The 23,391-nt window shown below is 63.4% G+C and carries 22 protein-coding genes and 1 tRNA gene; 12 read left to right on the forward strand and 11 right to left on the reverse strand.

Annotation, left to right across the window (positions count from 1 at the left end; translation table 11 throughout):
• Window positions 1–2 precede the first annotated feature (2 nt).
• Window positions 3–482, reverse strand: coding sequence for an FHA domain-containing protein FhaB/FipA (locus J2Y68_RS11425; RefSeq protein ID WP_211710462.1), 480 nt, complete (start codon window positions 480–482; stop codon window positions 3–5).
• Between the two features lie 5 nt (window positions 483–487).
• Entirely contained in the window at window positions 488–1,237 is a 750-nt protein-coding gene (locus tag J2Y68_RS11430; RefSeq protein WP_309993423.1) for a DUF3662 and FHA domain-containing protein, read from the reverse strand.
• 372 nt (window positions 1,238–1,609) lie between these two features.
• Between J2Y68_RS11430 and J2Y68_RS11435 the strand changes: the two genes are divergently transcribed.
• Window positions 1,610–1,692 (forward strand) — tRNA-Leu (locus J2Y68_RS11435).
• A gap of 193 nt (window positions 1,693–1,885) precedes the next feature.
• Here the strand turns inward: J2Y68_RS11435 and J2Y68_RS11440 are convergent.
• Window positions 1,886–2,584, reverse strand: coding sequence for a FadR/GntR family transcriptional regulator (locus J2Y68_RS11440; protein WP_309993426.1), 699 nt, complete (start codon window positions 2,582–2,584; stop codon window positions 1,886–1,888).
• A 10-nt stretch (window positions 2,585–2,594) separates the two neighbouring features.
• Window positions 2,595–3,722 carry an L-talarate/galactarate dehydratase gene (locus J2Y68_RS11445; RefSeq protein ID WP_309993429.1) on the reverse strand — a complete coding sequence of 376 codons (1,128 nt, stop codon included), beginning with the start codon at window positions 3,720–3,722 and terminating at the stop codon, window positions 2,595–2,597.
• Window positions 3,723–3,990: 268 nt separating this feature from the next.
• Between J2Y68_RS11445 and J2Y68_RS11450 the strand changes: the two genes are divergently transcribed.
• Window positions 3,991–4,731 carry a hypothetical protein gene (locus tag J2Y68_RS11450; RefSeq protein ID WP_309993432.1) on the forward strand — a complete coding sequence of 247 codons (741 nt, stop codon included), beginning with the start codon at window positions 3,991–3,993 and terminating at the stop codon, window positions 4,729–4,731.
• A 112-nt stretch (window positions 4,732–4,843) separates the two neighbouring features.
• Here the strand turns inward: J2Y68_RS11450 and J2Y68_RS11455 are convergent, their stop codons facing one another.
• Window positions 4,844–5,560, reverse strand: coding sequence for a TetR/AcrR family transcriptional regulator (locus tag J2Y68_RS11455; protein WP_309993435.1), 717 nt, complete (start codon window positions 5,558–5,560; stop codon window positions 4,844–4,846).
• Between the two features lie 108 nt (window positions 5,561–5,668).
• Between J2Y68_RS11455 and J2Y68_RS11460 the strand changes: the two genes are divergently transcribed.
• The 3 genes from J2Y68_RS11460 to J2Y68_RS11470 all read left to right on the forward strand — a co-directional run bounded on the left by J2Y68_RS11460 (window position 5,669) and on the right by J2Y68_RS11470 (window position 9,566).
• Complete coding sequence (locus tag J2Y68_RS11460) at window positions 5,669–7,042, forward strand: flavin monoamine oxidase family protein (protein WP_309993437.1); 1,374 nt, start codon at window positions 5,669–5,671, stop codon at window positions 7,040–7,042.
• Between the two features lie 122 nt (window positions 7,043–7,164).
• Window positions 7,165–8,031, forward strand: a complete 867-nt coding sequence (locus tag J2Y68_RS11465) for a universal stress protein (RefSeq protein WP_309993440.1) — start codon at window positions 7,165–7,167, stop codon at window positions 8,029–8,031.
• A 23-nt stretch (window positions 8,032–8,054) separates the two neighbouring features.
• Window positions 8,055–9,566: an APC family permease gene (locus J2Y68_RS11470; RefSeq protein ID WP_309993442.1), complete on the forward strand. Its 1,512-nt coding sequence runs from the start codon at window positions 8,055–8,057 to the stop codon at window positions 9,564–9,566.
• 83 nt (window positions 9,567–9,649) lie between these two features.
• On the opposite strand, the gene J2Y68_RS11475 is transcribed toward J2Y68_RS11470, so the two are convergent.
• Window positions 9,650–10,201: a hypothetical protein gene (locus J2Y68_RS11475; RefSeq protein WP_309993444.1), complete on the reverse strand. Its 552-nt coding sequence runs from the start codon at window positions 10,199–10,201 to the stop codon at window positions 9,650–9,652.
• A gap of 105 nt (window positions 10,202–10,306) precedes the next feature.
• On the opposite strand from J2Y68_RS11475, the gene J2Y68_RS11480 reads away from it, so the two are divergent.
• On the forward strand, window positions 10,307–10,690 hold the full coding sequence (locus J2Y68_RS11480) for a VOC family protein (protein ID WP_309993447.1): 384 nt from the start codon (window positions 10,307–10,309) through the stop codon (window positions 10,688–10,690).
• A gap of 54 nt (window positions 10,691–10,744) precedes the next feature.
• Here J2Y68_RS11480 and J2Y68_RS11485 read toward each other — a convergent pair whose 3' ends face one another.
• A complete protein-coding gene (locus J2Y68_RS11485) occupies window positions 10,745–11,194 on the reverse strand; it encodes a DUF5997 family protein (RefSeq protein WP_211710371.1) in 450 nt (149 codons plus the stop codon).
• 33 nt (window positions 11,195–11,227) lie between these two features.
• On the opposite strand from J2Y68_RS11485, the gene J2Y68_RS11490 reads away from it, so the two are divergent.
• Entirely contained in the window at window positions 11,228–11,953 is a 726-nt protein-coding gene (locus J2Y68_RS11490; protein WP_309993451.1) for a LysR family substrate-binding domain-containing protein, read from the forward strand.
• On the opposite strand, the gene J2Y68_RS11495 is transcribed toward J2Y68_RS11490, so the two are convergent.
• Window positions 11,954–12,652 carry a GntR family transcriptional regulator gene (locus tag J2Y68_RS11495; RefSeq protein WP_284987163.1) on the reverse strand — a complete coding sequence of 233 codons (699 nt, stop codon included), beginning with the start codon at window positions 12,650–12,652 and terminating at the stop codon, window positions 11,954–11,956.
• Window positions 12,653–12,761: 109 nt separating this feature from the next.
• On the opposite strand from J2Y68_RS11495, the gene J2Y68_RS11500 reads away from it, so the two are divergent.
• From J2Y68_RS11500 to J2Y68_RS11515, 4 genes are read left to right on the forward strand one after another with little or no spacing between them, the layout of a single operon-like run.
• Window positions 12,762–13,520 (forward strand): LamB/YcsF family protein, encoded by a 759-nt coding sequence (locus J2Y68_RS11500; protein WP_309993456.1) that lies wholly within the window; start codon window positions 12,762–12,764, stop codon window positions 13,518–13,520.
• Window positions 13,521–13,566: 46 nt separating this feature from the next.
• Window positions 13,567–14,916: an MFS transporter gene (locus J2Y68_RS11505; RefSeq protein WP_309993460.1), complete on the forward strand. Its 1,350-nt coding sequence runs from the start codon at window positions 13,567–13,569 to the stop codon at window positions 14,914–14,916.
• A 7-nt stretch (window positions 14,917–14,923) separates the two neighbouring features.
• Window positions 14,924–16,558 carry a 5-oxoprolinase subunit B/C family protein gene (locus tag J2Y68_RS11510; protein ID WP_309993462.1) on the forward strand — a complete coding sequence of 545 codons (1,635 nt, stop codon included), beginning with the start codon at window positions 14,924–14,926 and terminating at the stop codon, window positions 16,556–16,558.
• A gap of 7 nt (window positions 16,559–16,565) precedes the next feature.
• Entirely contained in the window at window positions 16,566–18,329 is a 1,764-nt protein-coding gene (locus tag J2Y68_RS11515; protein WP_309993465.1) for an acetyl/propionyl/methylcrotonyl-CoA carboxylase subunit alpha, read from the forward strand.
• 84 nt (window positions 18,330–18,413) lie between these two features.
• Here the strand turns inward: J2Y68_RS11515 and J2Y68_RS11520 are convergent, their stop codons facing one another.
• Complete coding sequence (locus J2Y68_RS11520; protein WP_309993469.1) at window positions 18,414–19,661, reverse strand: D-arabinono-1,4-lactone oxidase; 1,248 nt, start codon at window positions 19,659–19,661, stop codon at window positions 18,414–18,416.
• A gap of 130 nt (window positions 19,662–19,791) precedes the next feature.
• On the opposite strand from J2Y68_RS11520, the gene J2Y68_RS11525 reads away from it, so the two are divergent.
• Entirely contained in the window at window positions 19,792–20,796 is a 1,005-nt protein-coding gene (locus tag J2Y68_RS11525) for a LacI family DNA-binding transcriptional regulator (protein ID WP_309993472.1), read from the forward strand.
• Here J2Y68_RS11525 and J2Y68_RS11530 read toward each other — a convergent pair.
• Window positions 20,793–21,779 (reverse strand): bile acid:sodium symporter family protein, encoded by a 987-nt coding sequence (locus J2Y68_RS11530; protein WP_309993474.1) that lies wholly within the window; start codon window positions 21,777–21,779, stop codon window positions 20,793–20,795. The genes J2Y68_RS11525 and J2Y68_RS11530 overlap by 4 nt on opposite strands.
• Window positions 21,780–21,874: 95 nt before the next feature.
• Window positions 21,875–23,371 (reverse strand): SulP family inorganic anion transporter, encoded by a 1,497-nt coding sequence (locus J2Y68_RS11535; protein WP_309993477.1) that lies wholly within the window; start codon window positions 23,369–23,371, stop codon window positions 21,875–21,877.
• Between the last annotated feature and the right edge of the window lie 20 nt (window positions 23,372–23,391).

Genomic DNA, 23,391 nt, shown 5'->3' on the forward strand with positions numbered 1-23,391 from the left:
GACTACGGCCTCAATTCAATGACCGTCTTGCCGATCCTTACGGGGACGCCAAGTTCAACCGGCAAAGCGCGGGTGAGCTGTTGATCGGCCAGGTAGGTGCCGTTGGTGGAGCCCAGGTCCTCAATGAACCAGCGGCTGCCCTGCGGGAACAGGCGGGCATGCCGTCCTGAGGCGTAATCGTCCTCGAGGACCAACGTGGCTTCCTGCGCACGGCCAAGCAAGATGGGGCTCGCGGCCAAGGGGACCGTGGTGCCCTTGAGCGGACCCTCAGTGACCACCAGGTTGCGCGCATGTTGGATTGGCGGCGGCGGTGACGCGGCCAGTTCCGGGTGCTTGCGGACTTCCCGGGCGGTGGGAACGCCTGTCACGGCTTTGCGGCCGATCTGGAAGTCGCGGCGCATGGTGGACACGATGCTGAAGATCAGGACCCAGAGCAGCAGGAGGAACCCGAAGCGAAGCGCTGTGATGGTCAGTTCGCTGATGTCGTTCACGCGTGGCCACCCGGGGTTTGGGGGAGGAGGCGGAAAATGATCTTGGTACGTCCCATCGTGATGGTTGAGCCGTCGGTGAGCTCGACGCTGCCGTTTACCTTATGTCCGTTGACGTAGCTGCCATTAGTGGAACCCATGTCGACGGCCCACGTGCTGCCATTCTCGGTGCGGATCTCAAGATGCTTCCGCGAAACGCCGGTGTCATCTACAAGAATGTCGGCTTCCGACGAACGGCCGAGTACTACGGACTGGGCATTGAGGGAATATCGCTGGCCGCCGATGTCAAGGACGGGCTGGAGGCGGGTGGGCTGCCGGACAGGAGCGGCGGGAACATGGGCGCGCGGAGCCTGGGGAGCCGGAGCCGCATCATCGGATTGCTTCTCGGTCCGGGAAGTGATTTCAAAGTGGCCAGCGCGCTCTTCGTCGTTGCGACGGAACGAGATCCGGACAGCACCCTGAAGTGTGTAGCCCTGGCTGCGGACGTGCTGGATCACTACATCGCAGAGTTCCTCGGCCAGGGGAGTTCCCCATTCCTGGGCCCTCGCGAAATCTTCGTCGCTGAGGAGGACATCGAAGACATTGGGAGCCAGGGTACGGCCGGCCGCGATGGTGATGGACTTATTGTCCAGCTCGCGCCTTAGCTTGCTTGCGATCTCCACCGGTTCAACACGTGCCCGCGACCCCGTGGAGAAGACGTTTCGGACGGCTTTTTCAATGCCGCGCTCGACTTTGTCCAGCAAACCCATGGTCTTTCTCCTTTCCTTGCCGCGGCACCTGTTGTGCCTGTCCGATAGTCCGTCTGCGCACACAGCGAAGTACGCGCCTGACGGCCCTTCCACTTCCCGATACTACTGGGACTGACTGGGAATGGCCTTAATCCACAACGCCTTGCGACCCGGAAAAGTTCTCTCCCGGCCCTTGCTGGCGCGGCAGGCGGGGCGAGAAATTTCCATGGAATTCGGCCGTTGTTGCGGGAATTCTGCTGGGCATGGCTGGCCCGTAGGACCCTCCCGGCACCCCGATTGGTGTTTTGAAGCGAATGTCCGTTATGCTTGATCTCGCTGCTTTTGAAGGAAACGAAGCCGGGAAACCTGCGGAAGTCCGGAAAAAGAAGTTGCGCGCGAGTGGCGGAACGGCAGACGCGCTGGCTTCAGGTGCCAGTATCCGAAAGGGTGTGGGGGTTCAAATCCCCCCTCGCGCACGCAATGGAAAGAGCCCCAGTCTTAGGACTGGGGCTCTTTTGTTTTGTCCCTTCGCCTTTACGCCCACAAGGTCGTTGGCAACAACGGAAGAGCGGGCCGGCCACGGGGATGCAGCACGGGGATTTCGAACAAGGGCCGGATGTGACGGTCCCAGGTGGGCCAAGGGTGTGCGGGGTGAGCCGCGCGGAACCGTTAGCCGCGTGCGGAAGCCGTAAACCGGCGTCGTGAGTTACTCAGGTGCAGGCGCATCGCTGCCGCGGCAGCTACTTGGTCGCCGTCGGCGATTGCGACGTATATAGAGGCGTGCTCGTGGACGACCTGGGCGAAGCGTTCGGGGGAGTCCTGGTCTTCGCTGGCGACCAGGCGCGGGCGGGGCATGGTGATCATGGTTTGGCCCAGGGCGGAGATGCAGTCCGTATAAAAGGGGTTGCCAGTAGCTGCAGCCACGGCGCGGTGGAACTCGAAGTCCGCTTTCATGGAGGGCCCCGGGTGGCCTGAGCTCGCGGTGAACTGCTCCAAGGCGCCATGGACCGCCTTGAGCTGGTGCTCGGTGTGGTTTTTCGCGGCCAAAGCAGCGGCCTCGGTCTCGACGCCGATCCTGAAATCGAGCATCTGCAGCCGGTCTTCCATGCTGGAGACGGGCCGTGTTCCCGGTGCCGCAGCGGGACCTTCCGCAGGCGGGGTCAGCGCGAAGCTGCCCCGCCCGCGTTCGGTTTCCACCAATCCCTCTGCTTGCAGACGGGTCAGGGCCGAGCGGACTACCGTCCGGCTCACCCCGAACTCGCTGATGAGGGTGTTTTCGCTGGGGAGCTTCTCACCTGGTTGGATGGCGCCGTCGACGATGCGGGTGCGAAGGTCGGCGGCGAGATCCGCGGTCAGGTTTCGGCTCATGGGTTCAAGATTACGCGCCGAACTCCACTGATTCCGTGGTCCACGCGCGGGCCTGATCGCTGAGCGTGACGCCCAAACCGGGGCGGTCCGGGACGATCATGCGGCCGTTTTTGGTTTCCAGGCGTTCCTCGAACAGGGGGTCGAGCCAGTCGAAGTGCTCCACCCACGGCTCGCGTGGGTACGCGGCGGCCAGGTGGAGGTGGATCTCCATGGCGAAGTGCGGGGCCAGGCCGAGTCCGCGTTCATCCGCGAGGGCCGCGAGGCGCAGGAACTGCGTGATGCCGCCGACGCGGGGTGCGTCCGGTTGGATGATGTCGCAGCCATTGGCGTTGATGAGGCCCTTGTGTTCCGCGACGGACGCGAGCATTTCGCCCGTGGCGATGGGGGTGTCCAGGACCTGGGCCAAATGCGCGTGGCCTTCGAAGTCGTAGGCGTCCAGCGGCTCTTCGATCCAGATCAGGTTGAATTCCTCGAGTTGACGGCCCATGCGCAGCGCCGTGGCCCGGTCCCACTGTTGATTGGCGTCCACCATGAGCGGGACATCCCAGCCGATGTGCTCGCGGATTCCGGCGACACGGCGGAGGTCCTCCTTGGAATCGGGCAGGCCAACCTTGATCTTGATGCCGCCTATGCCTTCGTCGATGGACTGCGTGGCGCGGTCCTTGACCTCGTCCAGGGTGGCGTTGAGGAAGCCGCCGGAGGTGTTGTACGTCTGGACGGAGTCCCGGTAGGAGCCCAGCAGCTTGGCAAGGGGGAGCCCGGCACGCTTGGCTTTGAGGTCGTAGAGCGCAATGTCGATTGCGGCGAGTGCCTGCGTTGCCACACCCGAACGGCCCACCGAGGCGCCGGCCCAGAGGAGTTTGGTGTAGATCTTGCCGATGTCGTTGGGGTCCTCGCCGATGATGCCTTCCGCGACTTCCTTGGTGTGGGCGTACTGCGCCGGACCCCCGGCCCGCTTTGAGTAACTGAAACCGATGCCCGTATGGCCCTGTTCCGTGGTGATCTCCGCAAAGAGGAAAACCACCTCGGTCATGGGCTTCTGCCTGCCCGTGAAGACTTTCGCATCGCTGATCGGTACGGTGAGGGGCAAGCGGGCCGAGGACAGCTTGACGTGGCGAATGAGATCTACGGTGCTCATGGTTCTCCTAGTGGGTACGGCATCCTTGCCTGTCACTTAGGATACAAGTTTAGAACTTGTCTTACAAGAGGTGGCGCCCACCCCCTTGTCGGACGCCGCCCCCGCGCCCGAACAGTCGACGACGGCGGTAAGCCCGCCTTGGCATGGTGACTACAGCCGCGTGGCGACATCCAGGGTTTGACTGATAGATTAATCCAGTCGGTAGATATATTGGTTTGGGGCTGTTCCGGTTCGCCTCGGCATGCACCCCGCACATCAAAGGATTCCCATGAAGACCTCGAGCACATCAAGCAAGCTGCCTCTTGTACTGTTTTCGTCTCTTCTTGCCACGGCGACGCTGGGTGGCTGCGCCATCGGAGCACCGGCGCCGACCGACCCTGCAGTCGCCAGCTCTGCCCCCTCGCAGGGCCCCAGCCACAGCGCTATCGCAGCCTCGCCCACGGCGAAAGCAGGGAGCGGCAACAGCAACAGGAATGCAGCCGGAAGGCTTGATGCGGCCACGGAAAATCTCTCATGGGACAACGGCAACAGGATCGAAGGGGATGAAAATGGTGGGCACACTCCCGACATCGCCAGCTCCCTGACGGACCCCTCGGCTGGGTGGCAAGGCGACTATAGCCGCATGGCGACGGAGGGTGTGATGACCTTCAGCTCTGAGAACACTCACTGCAAAGTAAGAACGGTCCAGGTGCGCAACCAGCCCTCCGAAATCGTGCCTGGCGACGACAGGGCATCAACCCTTAAGGTTCTCTCGATCCTCTTTCCCGGCAAAACGGACGTCGTTGCGAATGCCAAGGACGCGACTTTGGGCTATGGCATCGGCGGTACTCGTGATGTAGACATGCTCTCCGTGGCATATACGTCCGGTGACAACTATGGCTACACTGCCGTGCGGACGTTCAGCAAGCCGGCGGTCACGCTCAAGGTCGAAGCACTCTGCCCCACCCTGGATACTCTCAAATCGACCCTCCCCGAGATAAGCAAGGGCATCACCATCAATGCGCTCTGATGGCCAGCGGCGGCATCCACCAAAGGGGCCGACCCAACTTATTTACCGGTTTCAATCCCGACGTGATCGCTACCTGAGCCTCTAACGCGACGCCGGCTCGAGTCGAAGGGACCTACCCCCGCAGCGCTCCAAACCCGGTAATCAGTGCCTCGAGCCCCAAACTGAACGCAACATCCGTCGGCCGCGGGTGATTCTCAAGTGCCAGCCGGTCCACGGCGGCCGTGAAGTTGGGGACCTGGTCTGCGAGGCTGCCGGCGTCGAATATGTCTTCCGGCGCGGTGACGTCGTAAGCGGCCCCGAACACAAAGGCTTCCAGGGCAACGATCGCCGAGATGATCTTCTCTTCAGGGAACCCGGCTTCGCGGAAGCCCGCAGTGACGGCCTCATACATGGCAAGGGTTTTGGGCGCATTCGCAACCGGGAGCACAGCTATCACCGGGATGAGGGGAGTGTGCTCCGAGAAAACGTCGCGGTAGGACCAGGCCCACTTGCGGACAGCGGAATCCCAGGGCTCGACGCCGAACGCGGACACATCCACCATGGCCGCCAGGTGGTCCTCGAGCAGCAGCAGGACATCGTCCTTGGAGGATACGTGGTTGTACAGCGCGGATGGTGCGACGCCCAATGAGCGGGCCAACGCCGCCATGGTGAGCCCGTCGTAACCCTTGGTACTGATTAGCTCGAGTGCCGCCGTCGTGATGCCGTCCTGGTCCAGGATCGCCGCAGTTGGCCTGCCGGCGCGGCGGCGTATGGGGCGCGCCGGGGTGGCGGAAGTAGCGGGAGTTGGTGCGGGCATCGGGAGCCTTTCTGCTGCCTGTGTCCCCAGCATTATTCCACCGGGTCTTCACAGTCGCGGCCAGGGCGGCTACTATTGAATATAAATGAATGGCATTCATTTATTGGTCAGCCGCCAACGGACGGCCACGGAGAGGACATCATGCAGAATCTTGAACGCGACGTTGTAATCGTCGGTGCCGGACCGTCAGGGTTGACGGCGGCACGCGAATTGAAGAAAGCCGGACTCAGCGTCGCGGTGCTCGAAGCGCGCGACCGCGTGGGCGGACGCACCTGGACCGACACCATCGACGGCGCAATGCTGGAGATCGGCGGCCAGTGGGTTTCACCGGACCAGACGGCCCTCATGGAGCTGCTGGATGAGCTCGGCCTCAAAATGTACTCGCGCTACCGCGACGGCGAGTCCGTCTACATCGGCGCTGACGGCAAGCGCACCCAGTACACCGGTGACACCTTCCCGGTGAACGAAACCACCAAAGCCGAAATGGACAAGCTGGTGGCCATTCTTGACGAATTGGCTGCCGAAATCGGCCCCACCGAGCCCTGGGCCCACCCCAAGGCCCGCGAACTGGACACCATCTCCTTCCACCACTGGCTCCGCCAGAACTCCAGTGACGAGGAAGCCTGCAACAACATCGGCCTCTTCATCGCCGGCGGCATGCTCACCAAGCCTGCCCACGCCTTCTCCGCACTCCAGGCGGTCCTCATGGCGGCCTCCGCTGGATCCTTCAGCCACCTGACGGACGAAGACTTCATCCTGGACAAGCGCGTCATCGGCGGAATGCAGCAGGTCTCCTTGCTGCAGGCAGAAGAGCTGGGTTCCGACGTCGTCCTTAATAGCCCGGTCCGCACCATCAAGTGGGATGAGAACAACGTGACGGTGGTATCCGAGCAGGCAACCGTCAATGCACGCTACGTGATCATGGCGGTCCCGCCGAACCTCTACTCACGCGTCTCGTTCGACCCGCCGCTTCCTCGCCGCCAGCACCAGATGCACCAGCACCAGTCGCTGGGCTTGGTCATCAAGGTGCACGCCGTCTACGAGACTCCGTTCTGGCGCGAAGAAGGCCTCTCCGGCACGGGCTTCAGCGCAGGCGCGCTGGTCCAGGAGGTCTACGACAACACCAACCACGGCGACCGCCGCGGTACCCTGGTGGGCTTCGTCTCCGACGAAAAGGCCGACGCCGTGTTCGAGCTCAGCGCCGAAGACCGGAAGAAGGCCATCCTCGAATCCATCGCCGGCTTCCTGGGCGACAAGGCACTTACTCCCGAGGTCTACTACGAGTCCGACTGGGGCTCCGAGGAATGGACCCGCGGCGCCTACGCCTCCAGCTACGACCTGGGCGGCCTGCACCGCTATGGCAAGGACCAGCACGCCAACGTAGGCCCGATCTACTGGTCCTCGTCGGATCTCGCAGCCGAGGGCTACCAGCACGTCGACGGCGCCGTCCGGATGGGCCAGGCTACCGCCGCGCGCATCGTCGAAGCCAACAAGCTGGCGTCAGTAGCCGTCTAACCGTCTGTGGCAACCAAACCGGCAGGCCGGAGGAGCACCATTTCCCGGCCTGCCGGCTCCACTGTTTAAGCACCACCAGCCGTTTAAGCACCACCAGCCGTTTAAGCACCGAAAGGACCGCCATGCGTTACGTAGTGGGGTACACCGCCAACGCGAGGGGGCACGACGCCGTTCACCTCGCCGTGGCGCTTGCCCGGAACCACGATGTGAGCCTGGACCTGGTCCTGGTGGTCCCCGAGGACTCTCCTTTCAATGCCGTCTACCCGCCGGAAACCGGCTACGACGACATCCTTAACGAGCAAGCGCAGCGTTGGTTGGACGAAGGCCTGGCCCTGGTGCCGGACGACATTACCGCGCGGGGCCACATTCGCCGCGGCGATTCCGAAGCCCGGACGCTGATCGAGGCATCCGTGGAAATGGGCGCTGCGGCACTGGTCATCGGAGCCACCAATAGTGGTTTGTTCAAGCGCTTCACCATTGGCTCGGTGGCTGGCGCGTTGCTCCACTCTGCACCGTTACCGGTGGCCCTGGCACCGCACGGATACCGCCGTACGGAACCGATCACCCGGATGAGCTGCGGTTTCGGCACGCGCCCAGGGGCCGATGAGCTCCTTGACGTTGCCGTGGAGTCCGCGCGTGATCGCGGCCTTCCGCTGCGGCTCGTGTCCCTGTTGGCGCTCGACGGCGGTGACTCGCCTGAGCTGCTCGACGCAGCCTGGATGCACGCCGCCCAGCGGATTGCCGCCGTCGAAAGTTCCTCCGCGGAGGCGCTGCTCCCGGAACCCGAAATCGTGGTTGCGAAGGGCCGGACCATCGAGGAAGCGGTGGACCGCCTTGACTGGGAAGACGGCGAAATCCTGCTGATCGGCTCCAGCCGCCTCGCCCAGCACCGGGCTACTTTCCTTGGCACCACCGCAAACCGGATCCTGCGTGCCCTCCCCGTTCCCATGATTGTGGTCCCCCGCGACTACACGCGACAAAGCTCCTAGCAATCGCCTGAGAGGCAATACCCATGTCAACTGCACCAAAGACGGTCCAGTCGAAAGAATCTTCCCTGAGCGAAAAGGGACTGAAAGCCGGATCGGTGGGCCTGATTGGCGCCGTCGTGATCGGTGTTTCCTGCATCGCGCCCGCCTATACCCTCACCGCAGCGTTGGGCCCCACAGTCTCGGAAGTGGGCGTGCATCTTCCCGCCATCTTCCTGGTGGGTTTCATTCCCATGCTGCTGGTGGCGCTCGGCTACCGCGAACTGAACAACGCCATGCCCGACGCCGGTACCTCCTTTACGTGGGCGACTCGTGCTTTCGGTCCGTGGATCGGTTGGATGGGTGGTTGGGGGCTGATCGCGGCCACCATCATTGTGTTGTCCAACCTCGCGGCCGTTGCGGTGGACTTCTTCTACCTGATGCTCGGGCAGCTCTTCAGTAACCCTGAGCTGGCCGGGCTCAGCAAGATCCTGCCGCTGAACATCGCTACCACGTTGGTATTCATTGCCCTTGCGTGTTGGATTTCCTACCGGGGAATGGAGACCACCAAGGGCGTGCAGTACGTGCTGGTGGCCTTCCAGTTGCTGGTCCTGGGCTGGTTCGCGGTATCTGCGTTCGCGCACGTCGCCAACGGAACCGCATTTGATGCCACCGCCATCTCGCCCGACTGGTTCAACCCGTTCGCCGTGGACTCCTTCTCGCAATTCGCCGCAGGTGTGTCGCTCTCGATCTTCATTTACTGGGGCTGGGACGTCACCCTGACCATGAACGAGGAAACCAAAAACCCGGAGAAGACACCCGGCCGCGCAGCGACCATCACCGTGCTGGTCATCGTGATCATCTACATGACCGTTGCGCTGGCCACCCTGTCGTTCGCGGGCGTCGGCGACACCGGTTTGGGTGCCGGGAACCCTGAAAACCAGTCCAGCATCTTCGCCGTCCTGGCCGGTCCGGTGATGGGTCCGTTCGCTATCCTCATGTCGTTGGCCATCCTCAGCAGCTCGGCGGCCTCCCTGCAGTCCACCTTCGTTTCGCCGGCGCGGACCATGCTGGCAATGGGTCATTACCGCGCTATCTCGCCGCGTTTCGGGCGCATCAGCCCCACGTACAAGTCGCCCAGCTTCGCCACCATTGCCGCCGCAGTCGCTGCGGCGGCGTTCTACGTGATCACCCGGACGGTATCGGAGAACGCGCTGTGGGACACCATCACTGCCCTGGGCATGATGATCTGCTTCTACTACGGCATCACGGCCCTGGCCTGCGTGTGGTTCTTCCGGGCATTGGCCTTCAGCAGCGTCCGTGCCTTCTTCTTCAAGTTCCTGGCGCCCTTGGTGGGTGGGGTGATCCTGCTGGTCATGTTCGTGAAGACCGCCATGGACTCGATGGATCCGGAATATGGCTCCGGCTCATCGGTTGCCGGGGTAGGCCTGGTGTTCATCCTGGGCATGGGTGTGATCCTGCTGGGCGTGGTGGTCATGCTGGTGATGTACCGGTTGCGGCCCGAATTCTTCAAGGGCAAGGTGCTGACCCGGGCGTAAACCTGGGGCGCGCCCGCCTTTACGTGCGCGTTGTGGGGCCCGCTCTGCGCGCTAAATCCACGCTTCGGGGCGCAGAGCGGGCCTCACAACGTAGGTTCTGGGACTCCCGCAGCCCGCTCGGCCGCCTTCAGGGCTTCGGCCAGGCGTTCGACGGCGGCCCGGTAGTCGGTGCCGGCGGTCACCTTGCAGTATTCGGCCTCACGCATGGCCCGCGTGAGTGCAGCTGTCTCCGCAGTGCGGACGTCGGTCATGGCCGGGAAATCAATAGTCTGTGCTGGATCAAGCTCGTATCTTTGCCACTGCTGGATGAGGTTCTGGTGGCGGACGGTGTCCAGGAGAAAACCAGCACGACGCCGGGGTTCAGCTGCGAGGATGCGCTCTACTTTGCGGATACTCGCCAGGGTTCCGCCGACGGTGGCTAGGCCCACCAGGACCAAGATAAGCCCGGCCGGGGCCCACTGCACTGCGGGGACCAGGATGGCGGGAAGGATCACCACCGACCCTCCGAAAAGGTCCCAGAAGATCCCGTCCGGCTCCGGGCCGTGGCCATGGATTAGTTTCCTGTGCAGGGCGTACGTGGTTGCTGCGGTTGCAAGAACCAGGGCTGCACCCCACAGGAGCATCATGGCGGGCATCGGACCACCTCCAGGCGACATCACGTTGCTTTGATTTCAGTATGCGCCAGTGCCTGCGTGGGCGCGAGGGGCCAGGTTGTCTGACCCGGCGCGTAGCCTAGGCGCATGAGACTGAAAATGTGCAGCATCCATGTCAAGGACCCCGCAGCAGCTCACACGTTCTACACGGAGACCCTGGGCTTTGAGACGCTCATGGCCATGCCGGAGTACAACCTGTTCATCATCAAGGATCCCGGGGCGGATAACAGCAGTTCGCCTGGGCTGCTGCTGGAACCCAGCGACAACCCGATCGGTGCCAACTACATGAATGCCGTCTACCAGGCCGGGTTGCCTGCAGTGGTCCTGGGTGTGCCCGACGTGCAGGCCGAGTACAAGCGGTTGCTCGCGGCCGGTGTGACCTTCAAGGGGGAGCCCTCTGAGGACCCGTCCGGTGTCAGCGCAGTCTTTGACGACGGTTGCGGCAACTTCGTCCAACTACACCAGGACTAGCCCGCCATAAAAGCTGTGGCCGGGACCCAGGTCCCGGCCACTGAATGCTAAACCTTACGCGTGGTCCCGCTTGGAGGCCTTGGGGGCGTCGCGCTTTGCTGCAGCGTTCTCCCTCGCTTCCTTGGTTGCTGCTTTCTTGTGGGCTTCGTCCTTGACGCGCTGGGCTTCGCTGCGGACCGCGGCGTGCGTGGCACGTTCGGTGACCAGCCACTGCGGGGGAGACTGCAGCAGCTCGCTGATTTCCGCCGTCGTGAGCGCTTCTTCCACGCCGCCGCGGGCGAGGCCACTGATGGAGATGTTCAGCTTCTGCGCTACAACCGGTCGCGGGTGGGGGCCGTTGCGGCGCAGTTCGGCGAGCCACTCCGGCGGGTTGGCCTGAAGTTCGGCGAATTCGTCGCGGGAGATCGATGAATCCTGGAACTCCTGCGGTGTCGCCGGCAGGTAGATGCCGAGTTTCTTGGCAACTGTTGCCGGCTTCATGGACTGGGAGTCTTTGGGGGTCATGCTTCAAGGGTATCTGGCCGGTACTGTGAGTGTGTGCCAGCCGCTGAAGAATCCCCCGAATCCGCCGAACCCCAACCGGGCCTCCGGGTCGCCTATGTTGCGGGGGTGACGCCTGGGAAATGGATCCGCAGGTGGGAAGAGCGCATGCCCGAGTATCCGCTGCATGCGTTCATGTCCGACGACGCCGCCCAGCTTTCGGTGCTGCGTGACGGTTCCGCCGACCTTAGTTTTGTTCGGTTGCCGGTGGATCGTGAAGGCCTCAACGTCATCCCCTTGTATGAAGAGCAGCCAGTGGTGGTGGCTCCCAAAGGTCACGAGATCTCCGTGTTCGAGGAAGTCGCCTTGGATGACCTTGCCGAGGAAAACTTCCTGGACATTGAAGAAATGGGCGGCCCGGACATGGCGCTGCAGGTTGTCGCTTCAGGCGCGGGCCTGGCCATCCTGCCCATGTCGGTTGCCCGGCATCTGAACGTCAAGGACACCGTTATGCGCCGCTTGACCGGTGCGCCCGGCACGCAGATTGGATTGGCCTGGCTGGTGGGTACGGATAACCCCGTCATCGAGGAATTTATCGGGATCGTGCGTGGCCGTACGGCGCAAAGCTCCAGGCAACCGTCTGCCCAGCAGGAGAAGCCCAAGAAGGCTCCCAAGCCGGATCGCCGCGGCGGTGGTCCCAAGAAGCCTGCTGTCGCACAGCGCTACGCCCCGAACCCGGACAAGGGCCGCGGCAAGGGATCGCGCAAGAAGGGCAAGCGCTGACTAGTCCCCGTGGATTGCGGTCTGCTGCTGCTCGGAACGGTTGAGGTAAGCCAGGAGCAGGTCCCCGGCCTCTTCCAAGTGGCCGGCTTCCAGCGCTGCGCAGATCTGCTCGTTTTCGGCCAGCCAGTCGCTGTAGAAGTGGGCGTTCATGGTGGCTTTGTGAAAGTAGAGCCGCATCTCCGCCAGGATCTGGGCCATGATCGTGTCCAGCCTGTTGCTTTCGGCGAGGGCAACGATTGCTCCATGGAAATGCTGGTTGGCGCTGCCGAGTCCTTCATTGTCGTCGGCTGCTGCTGCCCGCTTACCCTCCTCGACGGCGGCCCTGACGGCAGCAATGCGCTCAGGTGAGCCACCTGCGCGAATGGAGCTGACTTCGATGGCACGGCGGACGGTGTAGACGTCGTGGATATCGCCGGCCTCAAGGGTTGCGACATAAACGCCTTTGTTGGGCTGGCGGAGGAGGAGCCGCTCACCGGCCAGTTCGGCGAAAGCTTCACGGACCGTATTCCGGGAGACGCCCAGATCTTCGGCGATGGTGGCTTCGGTGAGCTTGGAGCCGGGAACAAGGAAGCCTTCTGCCAGTTGATACCGCAGTTCTTCGGCCACGCGCTCAGCCACGGACGGAACCCTGAGCCGCATTCTGGCGCGTGCACCGTCAAAGCCAGCGTGTTCGCTTGATTCCTGATCTGCACCGGCCATGACACCAAAATTACACGATCGCCGAAAATTAGGATCGCTGGATTGTTGAACAATCCAGCAGATTGGTGCATTCTTGATGTAACGCACATCACGAGGCAGGGATCACATCATGGCAATCATCGATCTGAACAGCGACGTCGGCGAGTCCTTCGGCCGCTGGACGCTTGGCGATGATGCGGCCATGTTTGAGTCGGTGTCCAGTGCCAACGTCGCGTGTGGATTCCACGCTGGCGACCCCAGCGTCATCCGCAGCACCTGCGAGAAGGCGGTGGAGGCCGGCGTCGTTATTGGCGCCCACGTCGGATACCGCGACCTCGCAGGCTTCGGCCGCCGCTTCATGGATATCGACCCCATGGAACTCGCGGACGACGTTGTGTACCAGATCGGAGCGCTGCAGGCGCTGGCCGCCACGACGGGAGCCCGCGTCCAGTACGTGAAACCCCACGGCGGTCTCTACAACGCGATCGTCAAGCACACCGCCCAGGCGCGTGCCGTCGTCGAGGCCGTGAAATCGGTAGACCCCAACCTTCCGATCCTCGGCCTCCCGGGCTCCGAAGTCCTCCGTCTCGCTGAAGACGCCGGTCTCCGAGGCATTGCTGAAGCATTCGCGGACCGCGCTTACAACCCTGACGGAACGCTCGTCTCGCGCAACCAGCCGGGTGCTGTTCTGCACGATCCCGCCGAAGTTGCGGAGCACGTCCTACGGATGGCCACCGAACAGTCCGTCAGGACCACGGACGGTTCCATCCTGAACATCCGCGCAGAAAGCATCTGCGTACACGGTGACTCACCCGGAGCCGTTGCCATGGCCACCGCAGTGAAGTCCGCTCTGGCCGGTGCCGGCGTGACCGTCGGCTCGTTCCTCTAGCCCATCCCGGGCGCCCCGCACCATCCCTCATCCCCCGGAGGTCATCATGACCAGCACCAACAACGCAGCCAAGGCAGCGACAAGGAAGCCGCCGCCCGGTGCGCTCAAGGCGTACGTCGCCAGCCTCACCGGCACCTCGCTGGAGTACTACGACTTCGCCATCTATTCCGTGGCGTCAGCACTCGTTTTCCCGAAGATCTTCTTCCCGGGCAATGACGAATTCGTTGCACTGCTGCTCTCGTTCTCAGCATTCGCGGTGGGCTACTTGGCCCGTCCGATTGGCGGCGTCATCTTTGGCCGCCTGGGTGACAAGATTGGCCGTAAGTACGTCCTGGTTTTCACCCTTGTCCTCATCGGGGTGGCAACTGTGCTCATCGGAGCGCTGCCAGACTACTCCGTCATCGGCGTCGCAGCCCCAACCATTCTGGTGCTGTTGCGCTTGGCCCAGGGCATCGGTGTCGGCGGCGAATGGGGCGGCGCTGTCCTCCTGTCGAGTGAATTCGGTGACCCCAACAAGCGTGGTTTCTGGTCCTCGGCAGCCCAGATCGGGCCGCCGGCGGGCAACCTGATGGCCAATGGCGTTCTTGCCATCCTGGCCGCCTCACTCAGCGACGAAGCCTTCCTTTCATGGGGCTGGCGTGTAGCTTTCCTCGCTTCAGCGCTCCTGGTGGTGTTCGGCCTGATTATCCGCCTCAGGCTCGAGGAAACCCCAGTGTTCAAGGCCATCCAGGCCCAGGGGGACCGTCCCAAAGCTCCCATTAAGGAAGTCTTCACCACGCAACCCAAGGCGTTGGTGGCTGCAGCACTCTCACGCGTTTGCCCCGACATCCTGTACGCGCTCTTCACGGTGTTCGTTGCCGTTTACGCCACCAAGCAACTGGGCATGACCACGGGCAACGTCCTGTCCGCCATCCTGATCGGTTCCGCCTTCCAGCTCTTCCTGATCCCGATGGCCGGGGCGCTGACCGACCGCTTCAATCGTCGCTGGGTTTACGGCATTGCCGCAGCAGCGACTGCAGCCTATATTCCCGTGTTCTTCCTGATGATCCAGGGCAAGTCCGTAGTAATGCTGACTATCGGCACTGTGATCGGTTTGGCACTTCACGCCTTCATGTACGGCCCCCAAGCAGCCTTTATCACCGAGCAGTTCCCTGCCAGGCTCCGCTACGCGGGCAGTTCGTTGGCTTACACGTTGGCCGGCGTGATCGGTGGGGCGGTCGCACCCATCATCTTCACGGCGCTCTACGGTGCCGCGGGTGGTGGCTGGTACTTGATTGCCGTCTACATCCTCGTTGCGGCAGTTGTCACGATCGTCGGGATGCTCCTGGGCCGCGACCCCAAGCCTGAAGAAGACGTTCGTTTGATGCAGGGGACGCACGCTCAGCCGGCGGCGTAGCGAAAAGATGGAAACCGTGATGCACACGACCACCGCAAAAAAGGTTCGATCCGTTCGTCCGGTCGGCACCCGGGCTGTACTGGCCGAACTGGATGGGCTGCAGGATGTCCTCGCCCTGCAGGACATGCTCAACAAGGCGCCGTTGCCGGGGCAGGTGGACGTTCTTGCCGCCGCAGAAACGGTGATGGTGGTTGGTGAGTCCGCAGCGGCCACCCGCGCCATCGGCGCCCGGCTCCTGGAGTTGGAACTCAGTGCGCCGGAAGTCACTGATTCCGGCTTGGTTGTTATCGACACCGTGTACGACGGCGACGACCTCGCCGATGTCGCGGAGCTGACCGGCCTGAGCGTGGACGGCGTTGTCGCCGCGCACACCGGCCAGATCTGGACAGTGGCCTTTGCAGGCTTCGCACCCGGTTTCGGCTACATGGTGGGCGAAAATGAAGCACTCACGGTTCCCCGCCGTCCTTCACCACGCACGGCGGTTCCTGCGGGATCCGTGGCCCTCGGTGGACAATACTCGGCGGTTTACCCTCGCCGTTCCCCCGGTGGGTGGCAGCTGATCGGCCGGACAGGAGCCAGGATGTGGGATCTGGAACGGTCCCAGCCTGCCTTGGTTCGTCCGGGCGACCGGGTGCAGTACCGGGCGGTCCGCGAGGTTGTGGTGGCTGGTGCCTCACCGGCGAGCGAACCTGAAACGGAGCACCACCCTGACTCGGGTCTTCGAATTCTGAATCCGGGTGCCCAGAGCCTCATCCAGGACCTGGGCCGCCGCGGCTATGGTCCGCTGGGTGTCTCTGCTGCGGGTGCGTTGGACCGGGCTTCATTGCGACGGGCCAACCGGTTGGTAGGCAATGATTCCTCGGCCGCCGCCATTGAGAGCGTCAATGGCGGGCTCACTATCGAGGCGGTCGGCGACCAGGTGATTGCTGTGGCAGGTGCGCCGACGACGCTGGCTATCCAGTCGCCGTCGTGGGTTGAGCCTGAGGTCGGCGGCGCGCACCGGACTGTCCCGATGGCCGAACCTTTCGCGCTGCTCGACGGCGAAGTCCTCACCTTGGGTGCTCCGGAGTCCGGGTTCCGGAACTACCTGGCCATCCGAGGCGGAGTGGACGTCCCTGAGGTCCTGGGTAGCCGCTCGACGGACACGATGTCCGGGATCGGCCCGGCTCCCTTGGTCATCGGACAGGTGCTCCCGGTGGGTGCGGCCACCGTCTCCACGGCGGTTGGCAGCCCCGAACTGCAACCGGATTTCCCGGGCACAGGCGTCACGGAGCTGGACGTAGTTCCCGGACCGCGGGCTGACTGGTTTGACCAGGCGGCGCTCGATTCGCTGTGCTCCCAGGAATGGGTAGTCACGCCGCAGTCCAACAGGGTAGGCATGCGTTTGGACGGCACTCCGCTGGAGCGTAGCCGCGAAGGTGAGCTACCCAGCGAAGGCACCATGGCCGGAGCCCTCCAGATCCCACCCGCCGGACTGCCGGTGCTGTTCCTGGCGGACCACCCCATTACTGGCGGCTATCCGGTGATCGGAGTGGTGCGCGATGAACACCTGGACCGCGCCGCACAGGTCCCTATCGGCGGACGTATCCGCTTCCGGTTCGTCCCGGATTCAACGACTTTTACGAAGACCCCAGAGAAGTGAGTATTTGATGCGCAAGGTCCTGATCGCGAACCGTGGCGAAATCGCCGTCCGCGTCGCCCGTGCCTGCGACGACGCCGGGATTGCCTCGGTAGCCGTCTACGCGGACATCGACGCAGACGCCATGCATGTTGGCGCTGCCGACGAAGCCTACAGCCTGGGCGGAAACTCTCCGGCTGACACCTACCTGAACATCGGGAAGCTGCTCGCCGTGGCGGAGCAGTCCGGCGCGGACGCCGTACACCCCGGGTACGGCTTCCTTTCCGAGAACGCCGAATTCGCGCAGGCAGTACTCGACGCCGGACTTGAGTGGATCGGTCCCTCCCCGGAGTCGATCCGGCAGTTGGGCAACAAGATCACGGCCCGCGAGATCGCCGTCCGTGCCGGAGCGCCCCTGGTTGCCGGCAGCGACGGTCCGGTTTCCTCGGCCGCAGAGGCCCGGGCTTTTGCGGAGGAGCACGGACTCCCCATCGCCATCAAGGCTGCCTTTGGTGGTGGTGGCCGCGGATTGAAGGTGGTTCGCGAACTCGCCGAGGTGGAGGAAGCCTTCGATTCCGCCGTCCGTGAAGCCGTGGCCGCATTCGGTCGCGGGGAATGCTTCGTAGAACAGTATTTGGACCGGCCGCGCCACGTTGAAGCCCAAATCATTGCGGATGTCCATGGCAACGTGATTGTCGTGGGCACGCGTGACTGCTCCCTTCAGCGCCGTCACCAGAAACTCGTGGAAGAGGCGCCCGCGCCCTTCCTGAGCGATGCCCAGCGCCAGCAAATCTACGATGGCGCGAAGGCAATTGTGCGCGAAGCCGGATATTACGGCGCTGGAACGGTGGAATTCCTGGTCTCAGCGGATGGCGCCGTAGCTTTCCTCGAGGTCAATACCCGCCTCCAGGTTGAGCACCCCATCACGGAAGAAACCGCACGGATCGACCTTGTGCAGGAGCAGTTCCGGATCGCTGCAGGCCTGCCCCTGAGCATCACGGAGGATCCCGTGGCACGTGGACACTCCTTCGAGTTCCGCATCAACGCCGAAGACGTGGGCCGTGGATTCCTGCCCTCGCCTGGCACCGTTGCTTCCTTCGAAGCGCCCACCGGGCCGGGCATCCGCTTGGACACCGGTGTACGCTCCGGCTCGTTCGTCGCGCCGCAGTTCGATTCGCTGTTGGCCAAGTTGATCGTCACTGGAGCTGACCGCCAGCAGGCGCTGCGCCGTGCCCGCCGTGCCCTCGCCGAAATCAACATCACGGGGCTGGCAACTGTCCTGCCGTTCCACCGGGCGGTCCTGGAGTCCGAGGATTTCACATCCGTTGCCGGGCTCAGAGTGCACACGCGATGGATCGAAACCGACTTCGCGGACAAAATTCCCGTGGACCCCGAGTACAACGTGGTGGCCCCGGACGGAGAACGACGAACGATCACTGTTGACGTGGACGGAAAACGGCTCGCCGTAGGGCTTCCGGCTGATTTGTTGGATGGCTGGGCCCGTTCCGGGCAGGGTGTGCCGGCCTTTTCCGCATCGACCGATACGCCGGGTTCTGTCACCGGCATTGGTGCCGCACCCGCCGAGTCCGCATTGGTTTCCAGCATGGCCGGCACAGTGGTGAAGTGGCTCGTCGAACCGGGCGCTGACGTCACCGCGGGTGATCCCTTGGTTGTCCTGGAAGCCATGAAGATGGAGACCCAGGTTCCCGCGCACCGGACGGGCACGCTGTCAGAGGTAGTGTCGGCCGCCGGCGGGGTTGTCACGGCGGGGGCTGTACTGGCCCACATCGAGTAGGCCCCCCGTAGCTCCGTTGCTGCCCCGCTGTTCCGTCGCTGGGCAGCAACGGAACAGCGGCTGGGCAACGGACCAGGTGTCCAGCTAGGACGTGACGGCTACGCCCAACACGCTGTCCAGGAGACCGTTGCGGAACTTGCCCGTGGGGTCGTTCGCCTGGACGAGCGCGCGGAAATCCCCGAAACGGGGGTAGAGAGCGGCGAAGTCGTACAGGCCCGGTGTGAAGAGTTTGCCCCAGTGCGGCCGGGCACCGAACGGACGCAGCGCTTCCTCGAGTTCGGGGAGTACCGCCTCCACCTCGGCCTGCAGGGGCTTCCACGTGAAGTGCAGCGCTACGCTTTGCTGCTGGTAGAAAGGGCTGAGCCAGAACTCGTCCGCGGCTACTGTGCGGATTTCGGAGATGAACAACAGCGGTGCCACCGTGGCCGCCAGGTCCCGGACAGCCTGTAATGCCGCAGGTGCCTGGTCCAGGGGCAGCAGGAATTCGCTCTGGAGTTCCTCGCCATTGCTTGGCGTGAATTCGTGCCGGAAGTGCGGCAATCGGTCAAGCCACTTTCCGGCGACGTCCAGCTGCTCGGTGCAGTTCTCGGCGGACATGTCAGGCAGCGGGTGCAGCGCCGCCTTTGCGGCCGCCCCGCCGAACAGCTCCGCGAGGGGAGCTTCGGTGTCCAGCGCCTTGAACCACACCTGCGGGATGGCCTCTCCTGTGTAATTCGTGAAGAAGCTGACGCTGTAGGCGCTGGACGCAATGGTGTGGAAGTTCGCCAGGACGCCGTCCCAGGCCAGATCCGTGAGGACCCTCTGGCGGACGTCGTAACTGGGCCTGACGGCAAGCTCCAAGCCCGTCACAATGCCCAGACCTCCCACGCCCACCACGCTAGCGAGGAATTCGTCGTCGTCCTCGGTGAGCGTTACCAGCTCGCCGGAGGCGCGCACAAGGTCAACGCCCACGACGGCGGCAGCCAGGGAGGGGTTGTTGACCCCACTGCCGTGCGTGCCTGTTTGGATGGCACCGGCGACGGAGATGTGGGGAAGCGAAGCGAGGTTGTGGATAGCGTATCCCTGTTCCTCGAGTGCGCGGCCCAGTGCTCCGTAGCTGATCCCGCCGCTGACCTTGACGGTCCCTTTGTCTTTATTGAGGACAACTTCCTGAGGCAGGGCGTCGAGCAGGATGTGGGTCCCGTCCGTGTCGGCGACGGTGTTGAAGGAGTGCCGGGAGCCGAGAGCCTTGATGCGGGACGCATTGGCGACGAGCTCCTGCAGCTCGCCAACCGACGTGGGGCGGTGCACTTCCGTGGAGGAGTACTCGAGGTTTCCTGCCCAGTTCTTCATTGAATGATCTTCCAGCTTGGGATACAGATAACTCCCGTAATTGTTAACGCTCTCAACTAATTGCGTCAAGGGGAGTCCAACTGGTTGAAGATAGAGTTCAGGAAATGCGCTGTCTACCAGGAGTCGCCCCGTGAGCAAGGGATCCAAACCCACCATCCGTGACGTTGCGATGGCGGCCGACGTATCGCTGACCACGGTGTCATACGTGCTCTCCGGCCGGCACGGCGGCACAACCCGGATCAGCCAGCCCACCCAGGACCGGGTGCTGGCGGCGGTCAAAGAGTTGGGTTACGTGCCAAATCAGGCTGCCCGGGGAATGCGGCGGGGCAAGACGGACGTAGTGGCTGTGGCGATCGGCAACCTTGACTGGCCGTGGGACCGCGCCCTGGCAACAGCGGCCGCAAGAATCCTGCCCGAGCATGGGTTTCAGCCTGTGATCCTGCTGGGCGACGATTGGCGTAAGTTCATGATGTCCGGCGGCGCTGACGGTGTGATTATCGGCTTCTTCCCGGAAGCAAAGTCTGAGGACCAAACGGTCACGGAGTTGGCCCGTCGCGGGGTTGCCCAAGTGGTGATCTCGGGAACCATGGAACCCCAGGGATTCGACGTGCTGGCCCCCGAATCAGAGGCTGGGTTGAGGGAGTGCATGGACTTCCTCACCGCGGCCCATCGCAGGATCGCGTGCATCCGCAGGGCCCACCCGGAAGGGCGCCGGAAGAGCCGCTACGCTGCCTATGCTGCCGGGCTTGAGAGGGCCGGAATTCCGCTCGCTGAGTCTTTGGTCAGGACGTCGAACCACCACCCGGCTACCGCGTACCAGTCGGCGCTCGAGCTGCTCCAGATGCCCAACCGGCCCACTGCCATGATCTGCACGGACGATATGGAGGCCTTGCAGGCCATCCGCGCCGCCTACAGGCTGGGCCTCCGGGTGCCGGAAGATATCCAGATAGTCGGAGTGGGTAACTCGACGGAGGGCCAGGAATACGATCCCCCGTTGACCACCGTGGGGCCTGAGCCGATCTTCGAAAAGGTGGTCCATATGTTGCTGGACCGCCTGGCGGGTACCACTCCCGCGGCCGGTGTCCGGGTGGCCTCGCCGTGGACGTTACACCGGCGGGGCACCACCCAGGGTTAGTCCTTCAGTGGACGCCGAGCCAGCCAGGCGGCGACAATCGCGCCGGAAATGTTGTGCCACAGGGAGAACACGGCGGACGGCAGTGCGGCCAACGCACCGAAGTGGGCGGTGGCCAGCGTGGCGGCCAGGCCGGAGTTCTGCATGCCTACCTCGAAGGCCAGGGCGCGTCGCGCCTTGTCGTCCAGGCGACCGAGTTTGCCTGCCAGGTAGCCAAGGCCAAGGCCGAAGCCGTTGTGCAGGACAACGGCCAGGAACACGATTCCGCCGGCGGCGACGATCTTGCTGGCGCTGCCCGCCACGACGATCGCCACGATCAGGGAAATGACGACGGCGGACGCCCACGGAAGTGCCGGAAGAACCTTCGCGACGACCTTCGAAAGGAACAATCGGGCAAGCAGGCCTGCGATGACCGGCAGCAACACGGTCTTCACGATGTCCAGGACCATGGCGCCGGCGTCGATGTGCAAGAAGGAGCCGGCAAGGAAGAGGGTCAGAGCCGGAGTGACGAGGGGGGCGATCAGCGTCGAAACCGAAGCCACGGCGACGGACAGAGCCACATCACCCTTGGCCAGGAAAGCCATGACGTTGGAGGCGGTTCCGGACGGCGCGCAGCCCACCAGGATGAGCCCGACGGCCAGCTCCGGCGGCAATTGCAGCAGGACAGCGATCAGCCAGCCAGCGCCGGGCATGATGACGTAGTGGGCAATGATGCCGAGTGCCACAGCCCATGGCCGGCGGGCCACGGATGCAAAGTCCGGCGGGGTCAGCGTGAGACCCATGCAGAACATGATGACGCCCAACAGGTACGGGACCGCGACACCCATGGGTTTGAACAGGTCTGGAATGAGGAACCCGAGGACGCCGGCAACCACCACCAAGAGCGGGAACACCGTCACGGCGATACGCGCAATCCTGGCCTCAGCGGCAAGGGCTGCGTTTGCGGGTTCTTCGGTTTCTGGCGGGGTATTGGTTGCCTCAAGCATTCATCCATGCTCACACTTGGCGCGCGGCAGGGACGACTTCGTTACATTCGCGGAGGTGTATATGTCAGATGACCGTCGTCTCATCCCCCATTGGGTCAGGAGTTGAGCTTCCCTGCGAGGCGCTCCCGCATGCGTACGCTGGCCTCGTTGAGTCCGATGAACTCCACCTCGCGCCCGTGGTTGCGGTACTTCTCAGTCACCGAATCGAGCACGGCCACCGTGGAGGCGTCCCAGATGTGCGAACCGTGGAGGTCGATGATCACGCGATCTATGCCCTCTGAGGAATCCTTCGCATAGTCGAACTGTGTGTAGAGATCGTTGGACGAGGCGAAGAACAGTTCGCCATTTACCGTGTACGTCGCCACGGTCTCGCCATTGAGCTCCAGTTCGGTCCGCTCGACTGTCGCAAAATGGGCCACCCGCCGCGCAAACAGCACCATTGCCGTCAAAACGCCGACGCCGACCCCCACCGCCAGGTTGTGTGTCGCCACCACAGCGGCCACGGTCAACAGCATCACCGCAGTCTCCGATTTCGGCAGGCGCCTCAGGGTTGAAAGCCGCACAGAGTGCCAGTCGAAGGTGATCAGGGAAACGAAGATCATCACGGCCACCAAAGCCGCCATGGGGATCATTCCCACAACGTCACCCAAAGCCACCACCAGTACCAGCAGGAACACACCGGCCAGGAACGTGGAGAGCCGGCTTCGAGCCCCTGAGCCCTTGACGTTGATCATGGTTTGCCCGATGACGGCGCAACCGCCCAGGCCGCCCAGGAACCCGGTGACGATGTTTGCCGCACCTTGGCCCCACGAGACCCGTGTCTTGTTGGAACGGGTGTCCGTGATGTCGTCCACCAGCTTGGCGGTCATGAGCGACTCCAACAGACCCACCAGCGCCATGGACAGTGCGAAGGGCGCGATGATCTGGAATGTCTCCAGGGTCAAGGGAACGTTGGGGAGGAAGAACCCTGGAAGGCTGTCCGGGAGTTCGCCCTTGTCACTCACTGTGGGAACGTCGATGCCACCCATGACGGTGACCACCGTGATCAGGACTATGGCCACCAGCGGCGCGGGGATGGCCGTGGAGACCCGGGGCAAGCCGAACACGATCACCAATCCCACCACCACGATGGGGTAAACCATCCACGGCACGTTGAAGAGTTCCGGCATTTGGGACATAAACACCAGGATGGCCAGTGCATTCACGAAACCGATCATCACCGAACGCGGGATGAAACGCATCAGCCGCGTCACCCCCAGCACCGCCAGGATGATCTGGAAAACCCCGGCCAGGATGATCGTGGCAATCAGGTAGTCGAGTCCGTGTTCCTTCATCACCGGAGCGATCACCAGTGCCACCGCCCCGGTTGCCGCGGAGATCATGGCGGGACGGCCCCCCACCAGTGCGGTCACCACGCCCATGGTGAACGAAGCGAACAACCCGATCCGAGGATCCACGCCCGCAATCACCGAGAACGCGATGGCCTCCGGGATGAGTGCCAAAGCCACCACGAGACCCGCAAGGGACTCCGTCAGCAGGCGGCGGGGCGAACGGAGCGTCGCCCGCAGTGACATGAGTTGCTCGGGTGTCATGGGTCCTTAGGATGCAGTCT

Source organism: Paenarthrobacter nitroguajacolicus (genome assembly GCF_031455195.1).
Lineage (GTDB): Bacteria > Actinomycetota > Actinomycetes > Actinomycetales > Micrococcaceae > Arthrobacter > Arthrobacter nitroguajacolicus_D.

What these genes read in the sequence shown, in the direction of transcription:
- J2Y68_RS11530 (WP_309993474.1), bottom strand. Translation starts at nt 21,779, where the DNA reads ATGCTTGAGGCAACCAATACCCCGCCAGAAACCGAAGAACCCGCAAAC.
- J2Y68_RS11455 (WP_309993435.1), bottom strand. Translation starts at nt 5,560, where the DNA reads ATGCTGGGGACACAGGCAGCAGAAAGGCTCCCGATGCCCGCACCAACT.
- J2Y68_RS11515 (WP_309993465.1), top strand. Translation starts at nt 16,566, where the DNA reads ATGCGCAAGGTCCTGATCGCGAACCGTGGCGAAATCGCCGTCCGCGTC.
- J2Y68_RS11520 (WP_309993469.1), bottom strand. Translation starts at nt 19,661, where the DNA reads ATGAAGAACTGGGCAGGAAACCTCGAGTACTCCTCCACGGAAGTGCAC.
- J2Y68_RS11465 (WP_309993440.1), top strand. Translation starts at nt 7,165, where the DNA reads ATGCGTTACGTAGTGGGGTACACCGCCAACGCGAGGGGGCACGACGCC.
- J2Y68_RS11450 (WP_309993432.1), top strand. Translation starts at nt 3,991, where the DNA reads ATGAAGACCTCGAGCACATCAAGCAAGCTGCCTCTTGTACTGTTTTCG.
- J2Y68_RS11480 (WP_309993447.1), top strand. Translation starts at nt 10,307, where the DNA reads ATGAGACTGAAAATGTGCAGCATCCATGTCAAGGACCCCGCAGCAGCT.
- J2Y68_RS11505 (WP_309993460.1), top strand. Translation starts at nt 13,567, where the DNA reads ATGACCAGCACCAACAACGCAGCCAAGGCAGCGACAAGGAAGCCGCCG.
- J2Y68_RS11475 (WP_309993444.1), bottom strand. Translation starts at nt 10,201, where the DNA reads ATGCCCGCCATGATGCTCCTGTGGGGTGCAGCCCTGGTTCTTGCAACC.
- J2Y68_RS11460 (WP_309993437.1), top strand. Translation starts at nt 5,669, where the DNA reads ATGCAGAATCTTGAACGCGACGTTGTAATCGTCGGTGCCGGACCGTCA.
- J2Y68_RS11535 (WP_309993477.1), bottom strand. Translation starts at nt 23,371, where the DNA reads ATGACACCCGAGCAACTCATGTCACTGCGGGCGACGCTCCGTTCGCCC.
- J2Y68_RS11500 (WP_309993456.1), top strand. Translation starts at nt 12,762, where the DNA reads ATGGCAATCATCGATCTGAACAGCGACGTCGGCGAGTCCTTCGGCCGC.
- J2Y68_RS11485 (WP_211710371.1), bottom strand. Translation starts at nt 11,194, where the DNA reads ATGACCCCCAAAGACTCCCAGTCCATGAAGCCGGCAACAGTTGCCAAG.
- J2Y68_RS11495 (WP_284987163.1), bottom strand. Translation starts at nt 12,652, where the DNA reads ATGGCCGGTGCAGATCAGGAATCAAGCGAACACGCTGGCTTTGACGGT.
- J2Y68_RS11470 (WP_309993442.1), top strand. Translation starts at nt 8,055, where the DNA reads ATGTCAACTGCACCAAAGACGGTCCAGTCGAAAGAATCTTCCCTGAGC.
- J2Y68_RS11440 (WP_309993426.1), bottom strand. Translation starts at nt 2,584, where the DNA reads ATGAGCCGAAACCTGACCGCGGATCTCGCCGCCGACCTTCGCACCCGC.
- J2Y68_RS11510 (WP_309993462.1), top strand. Translation starts at nt 14,924, where the DNA reads ATGGAAACCGTGATGCACACGACCACCGCAAAAAAGGTTCGATCCGTT.
- J2Y68_RS11445 (WP_309993429.1), bottom strand. Translation starts at nt 3,722, where the DNA reads ATGAGCACCGTAGATCTCATTCGCCACGTCAAGCTGTCCTCGGCCCGC.
- J2Y68_RS11430 (WP_309993423.1), bottom strand. Translation starts at nt 1,237, where the DNA reads ATGGGTTTGCTGGACAAAGTCGAGCGCGGCATTGAAAAAGCCGTCCGA.